Raw genomic sequence first — 14,429 nt, 5'->3', positions numbered from 1 at the left:
ATAATGATTACTTCTGTTTATGCAGCATTGCTTTCATTATTGATTGTATGGCTATCCCTCAATGTAATTAAGATGCGTCAAGCAGGTCAGGTGATACTGGGTGATGGTGACAAGCCTGAGATGCAAGTTGCAATCCGCGCTCAAGGTAATGCTACAGAATATATTCCCATATCACTGATTTTGCTTTTGTTATTGGAATTAAGTAAGGGACATTGGAGCTTACTGCATATTGGTGGCATTGTATTGCTGACTGGTAGATTGATCCATGCACGCGGGCTATTGACAGGGAACATCCAGTTTAGGGTTCTGGGAATGCAGTTGACCCTTTTTAACATCATCTATTTGGCGATCGCTAATCTTGTTTATCAGTTTATAAAATAGAAAGGAGCAACAAAAAATGTTAGCAGTAGCAGTATTGGCGGCAGGTAAAGGAACGCGCATGAAGTCCGCGTTACCCAAAGTATTACAACCACTGGGAGGTAAATCATTAGTTGAGCGTGTTCTCAATGCTACAGACTCTCTCAAAGCCGATCGCCGTATTGCGATCATTGGTTATTGTAGCGATCAGGTTCGGGCTGCGCTCGCAGATTATCCGCAACTAGAATTTGCAGAACAAACGGAGCAGTTAGGAACAGGTCATGCGATTCAGCAATTATTGGAACCTTTAGCAGATTTTGCAGGTGAACTAGTTGTACTTACTGGTGACTCACCATTGATGCGAACAGAAACAATTCAAGCTTTAATTGATAGTCATCGTCAACATAAAGCTTCTGCAACTGTACTCACAGCAATTCTGCCAAATCCGACTGGCTATGGTCGTGTATTCTGCGATCGCGATATGAAGATCGAACGCATCATTGAGCATCGTGACTGTAATCCTGAACAGCTACTCAATCAGCGTGTTAGTACGGGTGTTTATTGTTTTGATTGGCAAGAATTAGCTCAGGCTCTACCGAAACTCACCACTAATAACGCTCAAAAGGAATATTATCTGACTGAGGTTTTTGATTATCTCAAATCGGTTTATGCCAGTGATTTAGAAGATCCTGATGAGAGTTTAGGCATTAACGATCGCATCCAGCTATCCCATGCCTATGATGTCTTGCAAAAAAGAGCGAGAGAAAAATGGATGCGTGCTGGTGTCACCATGCTTCTACCTGAAACAATTACCATTGATGATGAAGTGGAACTTGCACCAAATGTGATTATCGAGCCGCATTCTCATTTGCGCGGTAATACTAAAGTTGGTTCAGGTACGACGATTGGACCTTCGAGTATGTTGTCAAATAGCATTATTGGTGAGAACTGTACTGTGCAATTCTCGGTCATCGAAGATAGTCAAATCGCAGATAATTGTCGGATTGGGCCATTTGCGCGGATTCGAGGTGAGTCAATGGTGGGCGAGAAATGTCGGATTGGGAACTTTGTGGAACTGAAGAATGCCAAAGTAGGCGATCGCACCAATGCTGCTCATCTTAGCTATCTCGGCGATGCCACGCTCGGTAAACAAGTAAACATCGGCGCAGGTACGATTACGGCTAATTATGATGGCTTTAAAAAGCATCAGACTGTAATCGGCGATCGCAGTAAGACTGGTTCTAACTCGGTACTAGTTGCACCGATTCAAATTGGTGAGAATGTCAATATTGCCGCAGGTTCGACAATTGTGGAAAATGTAGAATCTAACGCTTTAGCGATCGCTAGAGCTAAACAGATTGTCAAGCCTGATTATTACGATCAAGAAGGTCGGAAAAAGAATTAAAAATATGAGGTGGTATTTTCCGCCACCTTATATTTTTGGGGCTTACTAAGCCAAACTTTCCTTTATCCGCTTCTCACGTTTTTGTTTGTACATTAGGCGATCGCCATCTGCTAAAAGATCATTTATTGATTGATGTCGGATAGCATCAAACTCAATTATCCCAACACTGTAAGCAATGTCGTAACCACGACAGGCTTGGTTGTTAAAGTCTGTTAGCACTTGGTCGAGACGCTGTAAAATTTGCTGTGTTTCTCTCCGATCAGCGTTTGACAATAAAGCTACAAATTCATCTCCACCTAGCCTCCCGATTACATCGGATGTTCGAAAGGCTTCTTTTAAGATTTTGCTAAAACTGATTAAAGCATAATCACCTTCAGCATGTCCGTAGCAATCATTAATCTCTTTAAATAAATCTAGATCAAAAAAGAAAAGAGAAGCTGGCTTATTCAGTCGTTTACATAGATTTAATGCATGGACTGCTAGAGCAATAAATCCACGCCGATTAGATATTTGGGTCAACTCATCGATTGTTGCTAGTTGTACTGAAGATAGTTCTTGTGCTGCCATTTGCCCAAGGTCGCGTAGTAGCTCTTTGTCTTCCTCACTGAGTATTCGAGGCTCTCGATCAATTAAACAGAGTGTACCGATTTTAATTCCTTGGGAGATTACTAGTGGAACTCCCGCATAAAAGCGAATTCTTGGTTCATCAGTAACCAGAGGGTTATCGTAAAACCTATCATCCAATGAGGCATCAGAGATCATAAAAATGTCGTCACCTAAGATCGCATGACCACAAAAGGATATATCGCGTGACATCTCTTTTACCTCTAAACCTTGAGAGGATTTAAACCATTGTCGATTTATATCGATAAAGCTGACTAATGCGATCGGCACTCTAAATAGTCGCCTTGCTATTCTAGTTAAACGATCAAAACGTTCCTCTGGTTCTGTATCGAGAATATCTAGCGATCGCAGGGTTGCCACACGATCATCTTCATTATCAGGGTAGTCTGGTGCTTTCATAGATATTTATTATTCAGCATAAGCATGCAAAATAATAGGTTTAAGAATGAATAGTTAAGCAATCAAGCATACTAAAAATCGTCGAGATAATTCGATATTCTTATGATTAAAAAAAGATGGAAGAAGAATTAGTTAAAGTGAAGTGAAGTTAAACCAAAACCCATAACATGAGAGGCGGCGCGAAGCGCCGCCTCTCATGTTATGGGTTTAAAACTAGTGGCGATTATAACTATACTCCCTTCCCAGTGAAGAATTAGACGTTGCGGCGCTTTGCGCCGCAACGTCTAATTCTTGGTTTTTGATGTCTATTTCTTTGGTGGGAAGGGAGTAAGTAGATGAGCATAATGAATGACAAATCCAAACCCGTAAAGTTGCACCCCGCAGGGGTGCAACTTTACGGGTTTGGATAATTTATTTTGCACAAGTACTTAGCTGGTGATTATTTCCAGATATTCTCCCAGAAGGGAGTTTCTACAGGATTAGGGAGACTAGAGATATTCATTTTGCGGCGAATATCGGCGATGTTCCAGCCTGTTAAACTTGCCAGAGTTTGTGCTTCCTTTTCAAAGCGAGGACGTAGCGATCGCTGATATTCTTTTCCTGCATCACAATTCATCTCACCTTTAAAGGCATGTCGCAAAACATAGCGTCCTTGGAACAATTCCTGATTCGAGGTTTCCTTAAACGTTAAGTCCTCAGGGAACTTGTCTCGGTTATAACGAATATGTAAGCGTGTGATAAAGACTCTACTATTGCTAGGAGGCATTGGTCTAGGCAAAATGCGCCGACTTGAAGGCTCGCTAGAATCGGGTGCACCAATCCAAAATACGCCTGCCTTGCGAAGTTCCTCTTGCGAGAGCGGTTCCGCAGAACAAGGATCACAGTTTGACATATCCCATGCATATTCTAAAAAGGCAACTTTACGACCTTCCTTGTTGTAGGAAGTCTTGAACATGGACTTATAGAAGTCACCAAATTCATTTTTCACATAAACTGGAATATCAGCATCCGAAGGAACTTTAATCGTGCGATAGTTAGCAACTTCCGCTTGTCCCTTAGGGGAAAGAATATAAACCAGCAAATCTTGATCGCCATTAGCATTGAGCATTCCTAGACGAATCGGTAACATGAACTTTGGCGATTCGTAAGCCATCATCAGAGGACGCAGTGATTGAGAACCTGTTTTACTTAGTTCCGCAATGTTGACCTTAGCCACAAAGAACTTCATGTTTTGGCGGATATAGGGCTGAAGTAATTCTTTAGCTCCTTGAGGGATTTTGTAATCATTGTCAATGAGCCAAGCTTCTAAACCATCGGATTCTTTGGCACTAAGAATGAGAATATCGTATTCTCCAACCGAAAACTTAGCCTCAATGGTAACTTGGTAATTGTCACGACGCGCCTTAGATTCTGTTACTGGAGCTGCACTTGCTCTGGTTATCCCCCCAAGATTAACCCGATCATAGGCCTCATATCTAGCACAGGGATCGGAGTCAAAGTATTCCACTAAGCGGGGGGCGCTAAAGGAATCAAGGCGATCGATGATCTTCTGCTCACCAATACGAACTTGCTTTTCTTTCAGCAATACTGGCACTGGTACAACTAGTGCGAAATCTTTCACATCACCTTGGTAGTCATTCGCCATCGTTAAAACGGTACGCTTGCCATCACGGGCAATCACCACCTGTGAAGCCTTGTTAAAGAGACTAGCATCGGCTTGGGATACATAGAAGCCACAGAAGGCAAAGACGGCAGGCGAATAGGCAAAGACAACTAAACAGGCAAGGGCGGTACTCACAAGTACACGCATCCATCTTAGAAATCGTTTCATAATTTAGTTTTGATAACTGAATAGATCGTTTTATTTTCTTGTCCCCTCTCCTACGAGCTACCGTGTACACAGAAGTCTCTCTATCTTCGTTTCGATTTATTTAAGCCCCCTAAATCCCCCAATTCTGGGGGACTTTAAAAGAATTTTATTTTCTTTTTCTCCCAGAATTGTGGGCTAGGGGGCAGCTAAGTGTTAACTTGAATAGGTTTTATGACTTGTGTGAATACCGTAGCTCCTACGGGAGAGACGTGAGGACTTTAGAAACTTCCGTAAATCAATTAATTAGGAAGCAAAGCACTGTGGCGTTTCGGTAGCCACTGAAATCTTGGAGCATTCCATAAGCGATCGCATAAAACTGTGAGCGGCGAAATCAGAAATAGCGCATAAAACATTGCGTCAGAGTTAAAGAAAACATTGCGTAAAATGAAAGCTAAAACTGCGATCGCCACAGCCCAGACTAATCGCGCCACTTTAGCATTCGGAATAGAACGCGGATCAGTAATCATAAATAATGCAAACAGCAACAAAGAGCCGCTAGTGAGGCGATGAGCTAAGACATCCCAAGTCCAACCCAGCCAAAGGTTTCGCAATCCTTCCAAAATTGCATAGGAGGCTAAGAACATAAAGCTCGTATCCCAACGTCCTACTTTTTTGAGAACGATGCCACCTAAACCGAGAAAGACTAGGGCGTATAAACTATCTTCGCCCCATTGTCCGTTAGAAACCCATGCGTGATTATTCCAAACAAAACTATCGAGCAACAAAACGACGACGATTCCGAAGTTAGCAGGATTGAACCAATGTTTGCCGTTGGTGCGGAAGATAAATTTGCTGGTGATCGCTAAAAATGAGGCACAGGCGATTGCCCCGTAACTATCAGAACGCAACAATAAACTTAAGCCCAATGCGGTAATTGTGGCGCTTTTAAGGGATAGCCAACGTTCATTTTTTTGTGGTGTTGCTGGAGGAAATATCGATATCATGCATATTTGCGTCAACCAACAAGTCACAAATGTTAGAGCGATCGCGATCGGTTTGAGTGACCAATCACGGGTACTAACACCTAACAATAAAAAAACTGATAGAAATAGAATCTGATAATCACGGGCATCTCGGAAAGGAGCAATGCCAAAACTGAACAATCTGGAAAGCGATCGCGGCATCGCCAAAGGTAACTTCAAGGACTGCATAGCTTTCTGATTAACCTAAAGTTTGGATCAGTATAACTGCCAAAATTTTAGGAATGTTGTCTGTTGCACTTTTTGTAACGATCACTCGCTTACAGCGCTTTGCGCTTTCTCAAAAAAACTGAAAAAAGCTTGCGAAGCAAGCTTTTTTCAGTTTTTTTGTAACACTTAATTAGTACTAGGATCACCCTTTTCACTATCTAGTGATGAGTTAAACGGCTTAAGTTCAGGCAAATTGCGTAATGTGGGTGAAATATTTGTACTTTCACCAAAAGGTTTCTTGGCAATCGCCTCCGTCATTTTTTCAGGGAGCTTGCGATCACTCATTGCCAATAATGATTGCAGTGCCGCAGGGATGGAATCGGGGTCCATAAACAAAACTTTGCTGCTGGGACTTTCGCCGATCGCCTGTCCCATTTCCAGATATTTTTGGGCTAACAAATACTGTACGGCTTCCTTGCCATTGGGATGCTTGGCGATCGCATTGGCAATCCGCTCAATCGACAGAGCCATCGCCTCAGTTTGTTCTAACTGTACTTGACGCTCTGATTCGGCTAATACACGATTAGAGCGAGCTTCAGCCTCAGCCTTGGTAATTTCTGAAGTCTTCACACCTTCAGATAGTGAAATCATCGCTTTTTTCTCGATTTCGGCGGCTTTTTGTTTTTCCATCGACTGAAGTACAGAAGTAGGAATTGTGATTTCTCCTAGTCTGACGCGCAAGACATTGATTCCCCAGTCTTGAGTATCACCAGAAATTCCCGTTAAAATTTCAGCATTAATCCGTTCTTGACCGCCGATGATGTAATCTAGTTCACAGCGTCCAATCTGAGTTTGGATTTGAGTTGAAAGAGAGATTTGTAAAGACTGATCGACATTCTCAATGTTATAACGAGCTTTTTGAAGATCGTTAATTTGCCAATACATTGTGCCGCTTACATTAACGCTCACATTATCAGAGGTCATACAAGGCTGAGGAGGAAGCTCTAATACCTGCTCACGAGAACTTTTGATTAAGGAGACACGATCTATAAACGGCAGAACAATGTTGATTCCTGGTTCCATTGTCTTTTGATACTTCCCAAACCTCTCAACCAGTGCGATCTGACCTTCTTCGATGATCCGAAAGGACCGATACATATAAGTACCACTCAAGAGCGCAAAGACAATGCTGAAAATTGTTGCTTCCATATATGTAAACCAATGGTAGCTATTTATTCAGATTTTAAGAATTTACAAAAGACTGGCTTAGCCAGTCTTTTGTAAATTCTTAAAATTTTAACTAACTGATTCTATTTCGTGATCGCCTAAATGAGTTACAAATTTAGGTGTAAATCTCACCTCATAGGGATAGTTAGGACTGATCGGGCGACCATTCCACTCCGTATGCACACGGACAATTTCGCCTTCCAGCCCTGAAATATCAAAGGATTTACCTTTGTGTTCAGGATGATGGAAAACACTTAAAGCTGTTTTGACACGAACGCGATCGCCAACCTTCATAAAATTCTAATATGTCCAAATGTAAACGAGATTTGTCAATTATCGCTTGTCTGACGTGTTAATTAACATCAAAAACAAAAAGTAGAGTGACGCTTTGCGTCACTCTACTTTTTGTTTTTTGATTTACGAAAGTGTGACAACACTTTTGTGAATCAAAAAACAAACCCAGTAAGGGTTTTCAAATTAAGAAATGGCGTAGCCATTTTTTAATTTGGTATTAAGCTGATTGTTCTAGTTCAGGCACTGGTAAAAATACTTCGAGCTTCGGTGCATGACCCCAAAATGCTTCTAGGTCATAATATTCACGCTCTTGAGCCATCATCGCATGGACGATCACATCGCCGTAATCTAGCAAAATCCATGTGCCATCTTGCTCGCCTGCGATATTTCTAGGCTTACGTCCAAATTTTTCCAAGATTGATTCTTCAGCCATACCTGCGATCGCCCGTACTTGTGCCTTAGAAAATCCCGATGCAATGACAAAATACTCCGCCAAACTCGACACTTCACCAATCGCTAGCAAAACGATATTTTCTCCCTTGCGATCGTCCGCAGCGACCGCTGCAGCTTGAGCCATTTGATAGCTTTGATCTTGCTCTCTCTCAGTGAGATTGAGATCTTTGGGGGTAGCGATATCGGTTGCGATGGTCATAGTTGGCAGATGTACTCCTGATAAATTATTTCAACACATCAATATTGTAACTTGATCTCCAAGTTAGGCATTAAGTTTGGCATTACCTAAACATGTGAAACCGCCATTCTCATTATCAAACCGATTTTAGTGTTTCTAGCGCCGAAGGCGCTGAAATCTCGAGATATTTTTGAAAGTGTTGCAAAGCAACACTTTCAAAAATATCTTGGAGTTAACTTGAGTGCAAAGCGTTGTAAATGTTTAGAATCTTTTGTGCAATAAAAATCTTCTTGGTCGTCCCATTAGCCAATAATTTACAGTACCTTCTTGGCTATGTAGTCGATAGCCAATGCGATCGTACAGACTACGCGCAGGCTGATTGTCCTCAAGTACATGCATATACAACCGCGAAAAGCCCCATTGTTTTACGGTTTGCTCTGCTGCTAGCAATAGTTGCTTGGCTACGCCACGCCGCCGCCATTGTGGATGTACTGCCAAGTTAAACACATAGGGATATTGCTGCATTTCACGACCTAACCAAAATTCTCGATAGTTTTTAACAGGTACGTAACGCATACAAATTTCTAAGGAGGCGATCGCCTGAAATTTATTAACTGGATGGGTAGCCACAAGACAAGCATAGCAAGGTGCTTTATCGCCAAAGCGACTACTGAGATCAAGCATGATGCCGTAGCGCAGAAGTGGATATACCAGATCCGTAAAGCAGCGCTGTAAAAAGTTAACTGGGTGATCGGTATTCCGATAAAAGCTCTCCGTCAAGATATCGGATACATGCCCAACATCTCTAGAGCTAGCGTGACGAATAGTAAACGAAGGAGATGAGCTTGGCACATTCAGCGCTAACGGCTTAGCGAAAATAATTTAACGATCTCAGTTATTATCACTAATAAATTACCCCAAATTTGTAAGGTTGCCCCCGAAAGGGGGCAACCTTACAAATTTGGATCTACTTGTGCGATCTCAATGACCAATTCCGACAAACCTATCTATGTCCCTAGCAAAACTATTCGCCCTCGTAAACAATTTGGACAACATTGGTTACGAAGTGATGACGTTCTCAATAAAATTTTGCGGGCGGGGCAACTGCAACCAAGCGATCGCATTTTAGAAATTGGTCCTGGCACTGGTAATCTCACTCGTTTACTGTTGCCTTTGGTTGAATCCTTGACTGCTGTGGAAATTGATTGGGATCTTTGCGAAAAGCTTCGCAAGACCATGACACAAAAGAATTTTCAATTGATCGAAGGGAGCATTCTCGATATTCCTCTTCCTGCTCATACCAACAAAGTAATTGCCAATATTCCTTACAACATTACAGGCGAAATTCTCAAAAAGCTATTGGGAACTCTCGCGGAACCAGTGCAGCAGTTTGATCAAATTGTTCTATTGGTTCAAAAAGAAATCGGCGATCGCTTAGCGGCAAAAGCGGGTCATAAAGCCTACAATGGTCTCAGCGTTAAGATTCAATATCTGGCAGAATGTCAGTTTATTTGCGATGTTCCTGCAACTGCTTTCTATCCACCTCCCAAGGTTAACTCGGCAGTTGTTCGCATCATTCCGCGTCCACCAGTTACTGCTGCGAGTGATCCTAAATTTTTAGAGCGTCTGCTCACACTTGGTTTTGCAACTAAACGCAAGATGCTGCGAAATAATTTAATTTCAGAAATAGATCGCGATCAATTAGTTCTCATTTTGGAATCAATGGGAATTAATGGACAGGTGAGAGCCGAGGATCTAGATGTTGCTCAGTGGGTTGCTTTGAGTGAGGAGGTACTCAAGTCGAAACTATAGCAATATCTTTAGAAGTTAAGATTTAGGCGATCGCTTAGTCTTTGATGACTTTGGCATTTGAGATTGTTTAGCGGAAAGCTTTTGTAATTTTTGGACTTGTTTGAGAGTCAGTCCTGTAAATTGGGCTACTAAATCTGTAGAGACGTTGGAACGCAACATGTTTAAAGCTATTTGACGAGTAGTTTCAGCCTTACCTTCAGCCTTACCTTCAGCCTTGCCTTCAGCCTTGCCCTTAGCCTCACCTTCTAGCAAGATATCCTGATAAATCACTGATTCTTTCATGATTTCACTCCTTAGTAGTCTTTGGATGATTTTTTTATCTAAGGCTATACCCGATATTATAGCGGTAGAAGCTGCCACGTTACTTTGTACTCGTTTATCGGCAATACTATCAATTTGTCTAGCCACGTCTCTTAGAGTCTCTTCAGGATTGCTTGTTTTAGTTAAGACAGCCAGAGGCAACAGCCCAAGATATTGCTGAAAGATATCAGTAGGTTGTTCCCAGAGACGAATGACATTAAATTCATGGTTTAGTTGCTGAGATTTGAAGCTGTTTTGGTAGACGAGTGGTGATTTTGTGGGCTTTAAATAGATGACAGTTTGATGAATTTCTTTGGTGGGATATTTACCATAAAGTCTCAACCAATAGTTCGCCATTCGATATGCCATTGTGTCATCGGTTTTGGTCTGAAATTCTAAATGGACAACTATTTCCGATGACTCTAGAAAGATGACCGAATCTGCGCGAATAGGCTCAGCAGATAGTTCCGATGGCTCAAGTTTTGTTAGGGGAATTGATTTCCCCAAGAGCCAACTGGCAAAGTCTTCGGGGAAGTTCTCGGCTAGGAACTTGCAGGTATTGTCATACATCGCGAAATTTTATCATTTCAAAGTCAGTTAATAGCAGATCATTTCTATTCAAAACCTAAATAAACAAAGGCGGCACGTTGCGCCGCCTTTGTTTATTTGGGTTTGTAAAACTTGCATTGCTATAAAAAATTTGCTGCATCAGGATTTTTTGCAAGTGGGGGAATTTTCGTGTATTTTGATTGGCACAAACACACAATTAATTGTGTGTTTATGTAAATTTTTGTCCGTTGGTTAAGAGGATTTCCTGTATGCGGTGCAAGCCTAGTTTCTTCAGCGCGATCGCCACAAGCATCACGGTTTTGGCGATCGCCCCACCGATGTTGGCGCGTCCAGTCCTCTTAACGACGCAAGCACAAACATGGAAAACTAGCCAATTACCGCAGACAGCCTCACTGATTTATGTTGCTCCGCGTGCTAATCCTAACGGTAATGGTTCACCCAATAATCCCTATCCATCGATCGCGGCGGCGCTTGCCACAAAACCTGTGGCGGGGACAGTGATTCAATTACAGGAAGGACTCTACAGTACCGATACAGGTGAGTCTTTTCCGATTAAACTTCCCGCAGGTGTGACATTACGCGGCGCACCGACAGTTAGGGGCTTGAATACGGTGATTCGCGGTGGTAGTAGATTTATTAGTACCAGCTTTGCTAGTCAAAATATTACGATACTTGCTGATAATGATGCGCGGATTGAAGGGGTTACCGTTACTAATCCCAACACTAGAGGTACTGCGGTGTGGGTTGAGTCAGGTAAGCGAGTGGCGATCGCCAATAATACTTTTATCAATAGCGATCGCGAAGGATTATTTTTGACGGGTACTGCTGATGCGATCGTCAGTGATAATGTCTTTAGAAGGAATGGTGCAAATGGACTTTCGGCAGTGGGCAGCAGTACAGGGGAAATTCGTAATAATACTTTTGAAAGTACAGGGTTTGGATTAGCGATCGGGCAGAACTCGCGAGTGAATGTCAGCAATAACAATATTCTTAATAATACTGATGGAATTATTATTTCTAATCTTTCGGCTCCGACTTTGCGAAATAATTTAATTTCTGATAATAAGCGTGATGGAATTGTCATCCTCAAAGATCGTAAAGGTTATCCCACTCCAGATTTGGGGACTTCCACAAATCTTGGCAAAAACATATTCCGTAACAATCTAGGTAAAGATATTAACAATAATTCTGGTGTTACCCAAGTTGCCGTTGGCAATCAACTTGACCCCAAAAAGATTGCAGGAAATATTGCCTTTGTCGGAGAATCTCCAACTGCCCCAGCACCGCAGATCCCCAGCACTCCATTACCTGCGGCTACAGCAACTTTGGCTCCTGCTCGGAATACCGCTAATCCCAGCAACATTGATACTGTTGAAATTACGCGACCCCAAACCAGTTTTATTCCCCCTGCTACGTCCCCAACGGCTCTAGCACCTTCTAATAGCAGCATCTTGATTGAGCCATTGCCAGATGTCCCCCAACCAGTTACACCCGCTAAGCCAAGCCCTTCTCTAATTTCTCCGACTACGGCTCCAGTAATTGCGTCTACACCAGTGACTCCATCCGCTAATCTCGCCCAAAGTCCTAACGAAGTTCTCATTGATCGTGATCCTATTCCTGTCGTCCCACCAAGGCAAGTTACCCCACCGCGATCAATATTTGTCCCCAGTAATCCACCACCTACCACAACTACTCCTCCACCCGCAACAACTACTCCTCCTCCAACAACTTCTATCCCACCAACAGTTACACCGCCACCAGCACAGACAGCCCCAATCCCCTACAACCCTCAAATTGCGGCGCTAGTGCCTCCGCCAGCAAGGGATACGACCCCTTATTTAGTTGTGATTCCATCTTCAGATGCTGAAGCTCTCAATCGAGTTCGTAGTGTTGTCCCCAGTGGTAAAGTCATTCCTTCTCGATTTGGCAATATTATTTTGGTACAAGGCTATCCCGATCGCGATCGCGCTGAAGTTTTAAAAGTAATCATGCGATCGGCTATTGGGCTTGATGCTCGCGTAATACATCAAAATAGTTTATAGAGAACAAAATTTGCTCTGCAAATTCTGTTCTCATTCTTCATAATTAGCAAAACTACTCAATCATCATGCAAGAACAAATAGCCTCAAATCCATCTATGACTGAGCCGATGATTGTTGCCCAAGACGTGCATAAGTGGTATGGCAGCTTTCATGTGCTTAAAGGTGTCAGCTTGACCGTAAACCGTGGTGAAGTAGTGGTAATTATGGGACCATCTGGTTCAGGGAAATCGACTTTTGCTAGAACTTTCAATGCTTTAGAGGAATATCAACAGGGCAAAATTGTCATTGATGGGTTTGAGTTGTCACCAGAGAATCATCGAAATATTGATGCAATCCGTCGCGAAGTGGGTATGGTATTTCAGCAATTCAATCTTTTCCCTCATCTCACGGTTTTCCAAAATATTACTCTTGCACCTTCATGGGTTCGCAAATGGTCAAAGGCTAAGGCTTCAGAAGTTGCGACACAGTTATTAGAACGTGTAGGTATTTCTCAACAGGCGCATAAGTATCCATTACAGCTATCTGGTGGTCAGCAACAGCGGGTAGCGATCGCTAGAGCTTTAGCGATGCAACCGAAAGTGATGCTCTTTGATGAACCGACTTCATCGCTTGATCCTGAGATGGTGCGTGAAGTGTTGGATGTAATGCGATCGCTTGCTGATTCAGGAATGACGATGGTGGTAGTGACGCATGAGGTCGGCTTTGCTCGTGAAGTCGCCGATCGCATTGTGTTTATGGATGGTGGCGTAATTGTTGAGGAGGCAGATCCTGAAGAGTTCTTCCAAAATCCTAAAGAAGAACGCACGAAGAAATTCTTGTCACAAATTTTGTAGAAAACTTGTTTATTAGGGTATTTTAAATTTGTCCTTACTTGCTAAGTGACATTCCATATTTATTCTTGTGACTAACACAAGATCAAAAAACTATGAACGATGCCCCATCATCACAGTTTAAAGGTCAGCAGACGTTAGCTGCGATCGCTTTTTCGGATGTCGTAGGGTTTAGCGCCCGCATGGGTAAAGATGAAGTGTATACCCTAGAATTAGTCGAGCGAGATTTTCGCAGCATGACTAACTGGTGTCAAAAGTTTGATGGCAAAGTACTAAAAACAACAGGGGATGGATTGTTGATGTACTTTACCAGCGCGGTACAAGCAGTCGCTTGTGCCTACGCTATCCAAAATGAGTTTGCAAATTTGGCACAATCCTTACCCTCAAATGATGTTTTAGTGCATCGCATAGGTATTCATTTAGGTGATGTCTTTTTTAATGCTGTAGATGTGATGGGCAATGGAGTAAATATTGCTGCTCGTTTACAGGCTCAAGCCGATGTAGGTGGAATTTGCATTTCGCAAACAGTTTATGATGTCGTCAAGAATCGCTTAGATCTAGAAGTTACTTATTTAGGCGAATTAAAACTCAAAAATATTCAAGAGGTGATCGCTGCCTATCAAATTTTACTTCCAGCAACAAAATTGAGAGAAGTTAAACCAGTTTCAGAGAGTGTCTCTGTTGATTCAAGCAAGATAACTGTAGCGAAGAAGCATACAAAGCAGGAGTATCGGTATCGACAGATTTTACTTAATAAAGTTAGAGTCTTCTGGATTGAAGGTATTCTGGAAACTTCGTTATATGGCAAAGCGCTCATCGAACTAGGATTGCAAACTCGTCTAGATGCTTTAGAACATCCTTGGCAGATAGATTGGGAAACTCCTGAAGATACTAGAAGACCTTTACCTATTGGTACAAAAGCGATTAATAGATCGGAA

The 14,429-nt window shown here is 42.3% G+C and carries 14 protein-coding genes; 6 read left to right on the top strand and 8 right to left on the bottom strand.

Features of this window, described 5'->3' with window-relative positions:
• Window positions 1-3 precede the first annotated feature (3 nt).
• Complete coding sequence (locus B9G53_RS07730; RefSeq protein WP_094530869.1) at window positions 4-381, top strand: MAPEG family protein; 378 nt, start codon at window positions 4-6, stop codon at window positions 379-381.
• 16 nt (window positions 382-397) lie between these two features.
• Window positions 398-1,762: a bifunctional UDP-N-acetylglucosamine diphosphorylase/glucosamine-1-phosphate N-acetyltransferase GlmU gene (gene glmU / locus B9G53_RS07725; RefSeq protein WP_094530867.1), complete on the top strand. Its 1,365-nt coding sequence runs from the start codon at window positions 398-400 to the stop codon at window positions 1,760-1,762.
• 45 nt (window positions 1,763-1,807) lie between these two features.
• On the opposite strand, the gene B9G53_RS07720 is transcribed toward glmU, so the two are convergent.
• From B9G53_RS07720 to B9G53_RS07690, 7 genes are all read right to left on the bottom strand, one after another.
• Window positions 1,808-2,785 carry a sensor domain-containing diguanylate cyclase gene (locus B9G53_RS07720; protein WP_094530865.1) on the bottom strand — a complete coding sequence of 326 codons (978 nt, stop codon included), beginning with the start codon at window positions 2,783-2,785 and terminating at the stop codon, window positions 1,808-1,810.
• A 439-nt stretch (window positions 2,786-3,224) separates the two neighbouring features.
• Complete coding sequence (locus B9G53_RS07715) at window positions 3,225-4,616, bottom strand: DUF2330 domain-containing protein (protein WP_094530863.1); 1,392 nt, start codon at window positions 4,614-4,616, stop codon at window positions 3,225-3,227.
• 278 nt (window positions 4,617-4,894) lie between these two features.
• Window positions 4,895-5,779 carry an RnfABCDGE type electron transport complex subunit D gene (locus B9G53_RS07710; RefSeq protein ID WP_176453145.1) on the bottom strand — a complete coding sequence of 295 codons (885 nt, stop codon included), beginning with the start codon at window positions 5,777-5,779 and terminating at the stop codon, window positions 4,895-4,897.
• Window positions 5,780-5,971: 192 nt separating this feature from the next.
• Window positions 5,972-6,994, bottom strand: coding sequence for an SPFH domain-containing protein (locus tag B9G53_RS07705; protein ID WP_094530859.1), 1,023 nt, complete (start codon window positions 6,992-6,994; stop codon window positions 5,972-5,974).
• An 87-nt stretch (window positions 6,995-7,081) separates the two neighbouring features.
• Window positions 7,082-7,306 (bottom strand): ferredoxin-thioredoxin reductase variable chain, encoded by a 225-nt coding sequence (locus tag B9G53_RS07700; protein ID WP_094530857.1) that lies wholly within the window; start codon window positions 7,304-7,306, stop codon window positions 7,082-7,084.
• 217 nt (window positions 7,307-7,523) lie between these two features.
• The gene (gene rsfS / locus B9G53_RS07695) at window positions 7,524-7,958 is read right to left on the bottom strand and encodes a ribosome silencing factor (protein WP_094530855.1); all 435 of its coding nucleotides are present in this window, start codon (window positions 7,956-7,958) and stop codon (window positions 7,524-7,526) included.
• Between the two features lie 240 nt (window positions 7,959-8,198).
• A complete protein-coding gene (locus B9G53_RS07690) occupies window positions 8,199-8,789 on the bottom strand; it encodes a GNAT family N-acetyltransferase (protein WP_141211734.1) in 591 nt (196 codons plus the stop codon).
• 132 nt (window positions 8,790-8,921) lie between these two features.
• On the opposite strand from B9G53_RS07690, the gene rsmA reads away from it, so the two are divergent.
• Entirely contained in the window at window positions 8,922-9,749 is an 828-nt protein-coding gene (gene rsmA / locus B9G53_RS07685) for a 16S rRNA (adenine(1518)-N(6)/adenine(1519)-N(6))-dimethyltransferase RsmA (RefSeq protein ID WP_094530851.1), read from the top strand.
• A 15-nt stretch (window positions 9,750-9,764) separates the two neighbouring features.
• On the opposite strand, the gene B9G53_RS07680 is transcribed toward rsmA, so the two are convergent.
• Window positions 9,765-10,619: an Rpn family recombination-promoting nuclease/putative transposase gene (locus tag B9G53_RS07680; protein ID WP_094530849.1), complete on the bottom strand. Its 855-nt coding sequence runs from the start codon at window positions 10,617-10,619 to the stop codon at window positions 9,765-9,767.
• A gap of 248 nt (window positions 10,620-10,867) precedes the next feature.
• Between B9G53_RS07680 and B9G53_RS07675 the strand changes: the two genes are divergently transcribed.
• The 3 genes from B9G53_RS07675 to B9G53_RS07665 form a co-directional block, all read left to right on the top strand.
• The gene (locus B9G53_RS07675; RefSeq protein WP_094530847.1) at window positions 10,868-12,661 is read left to right on the top strand and encodes a DUF1565 domain-containing protein; all 1,794 of its coding nucleotides are present in this window, start codon (window positions 10,868-10,870) and stop codon (window positions 12,659-12,661) included.
• 65 nt (window positions 12,662-12,726) lie between these two features.
• Window positions 12,727-13,494, top strand: a complete 768-nt coding sequence (locus B9G53_RS07670) for an amino acid ABC transporter ATP-binding protein (RefSeq protein WP_094530845.1) — start codon at window positions 12,727-12,729, stop codon at window positions 13,492-13,494.
• A 92-nt stretch (window positions 13,495-13,586) separates the two neighbouring features.
• On the top strand, window positions 13,587-14,429 hold an 843-nt coding region (locus B9G53_RS07665), incomplete at its 3' end, for an adenylate/guanylate cyclase domain-containing protein (protein ID WP_141211733.1).

It is taken from the genome of Pseudanabaena sp. SR411 (assembly GCF_002251945.1).
In the GTDB taxonomy this organism is placed as follows: domain Bacteria; phylum Cyanobacteriota; class Cyanobacteriia; order Pseudanabaenales; family Pseudanabaenaceae; genus Pseudanabaena.
The sequence above is the reverse complement of the archived record's forward strand: the minus strand, read 5'-3'. Positions and strand labels throughout refer to the sequence as shown.

What these genes read in the sequence shown, in the direction of transcription:
- B9G53_RS07730 (WP_094530869.1), top strand. Translation starts at nt 4, where the DNA reads ATGATTACTTCTGTTTATGCAGCATTGCTTTCATTATTGATTGTATGG.
- glmU (WP_094530867.1), top strand. Translation starts at nt 398, where the DNA reads ATGTTAGCAGTAGCAGTATTGGCGGCAGGTAAAGGAACGCGCATGAAG.
- B9G53_RS07720 (WP_094530865.1), bottom strand. Translation starts at nt 2,785, where the DNA reads ATGAAAGCACCAGACTACCCTGATAATGAAGATGATCGTGTGGCAACC.
- B9G53_RS07715 (WP_094530863.1), bottom strand. Translation starts at nt 4,616, where the DNA reads ATGAAACGATTTCTAAGATGGATGCGTGTACTTGTGAGTACCGCCCTT.
- B9G53_RS07710 (WP_176453145.1), bottom strand. Translation starts at nt 5,779, where the DNA reads ATGCCGCGATCGCTTTCCAGATTGTTCAGTTTTGGCATTGCTCCTTTC.
- B9G53_RS07705 (WP_094530859.1), bottom strand. Translation starts at nt 6,994, where the DNA reads ATGGAAGCAACAATTTTCAGCATTGTCTTTGCGCTCTTGAGTGGTACT.
- B9G53_RS07700 (WP_094530857.1), bottom strand. Translation starts at nt 7,306, where the DNA reads ATGAAGGTTGGCGATCGCGTTCGTGTCAAAACAGCTTTAAGTGTTTTC.
- rsfS (WP_094530855.1), bottom strand. Translation starts at nt 7,958, where the DNA reads ATGACCATCGCAACCGATATCGCTACCCCCAAAGATCTCAATCTCACT.
- rsmA (WP_094530851.1), top strand. Translation starts at nt 8,922, where the DNA reads ATGACCAATTCCGACAAACCTATCTATGTCCCTAGCAAAACTATTCGC.
- B9G53_RS07680 (WP_094530849.1), bottom strand. Translation starts at nt 10,619, where the DNA reads ATGTATGACAATACCTGCAAGTTCCTAGCCGAGAACTTCCCCGAAGAC.
- B9G53_RS07675 (WP_094530847.1), top strand. Translation starts at nt 10,868, where the DNA reads ATGCGGTGCAAGCCTAGTTTCTTCAGCGCGATCGCCACAAGCATCACG.
- B9G53_RS07670 (WP_094530845.1), top strand. Translation starts at nt 12,727, where the DNA reads ATGCAAGAACAAATAGCCTCAAATCCATCTATGACTGAGCCGATGATT.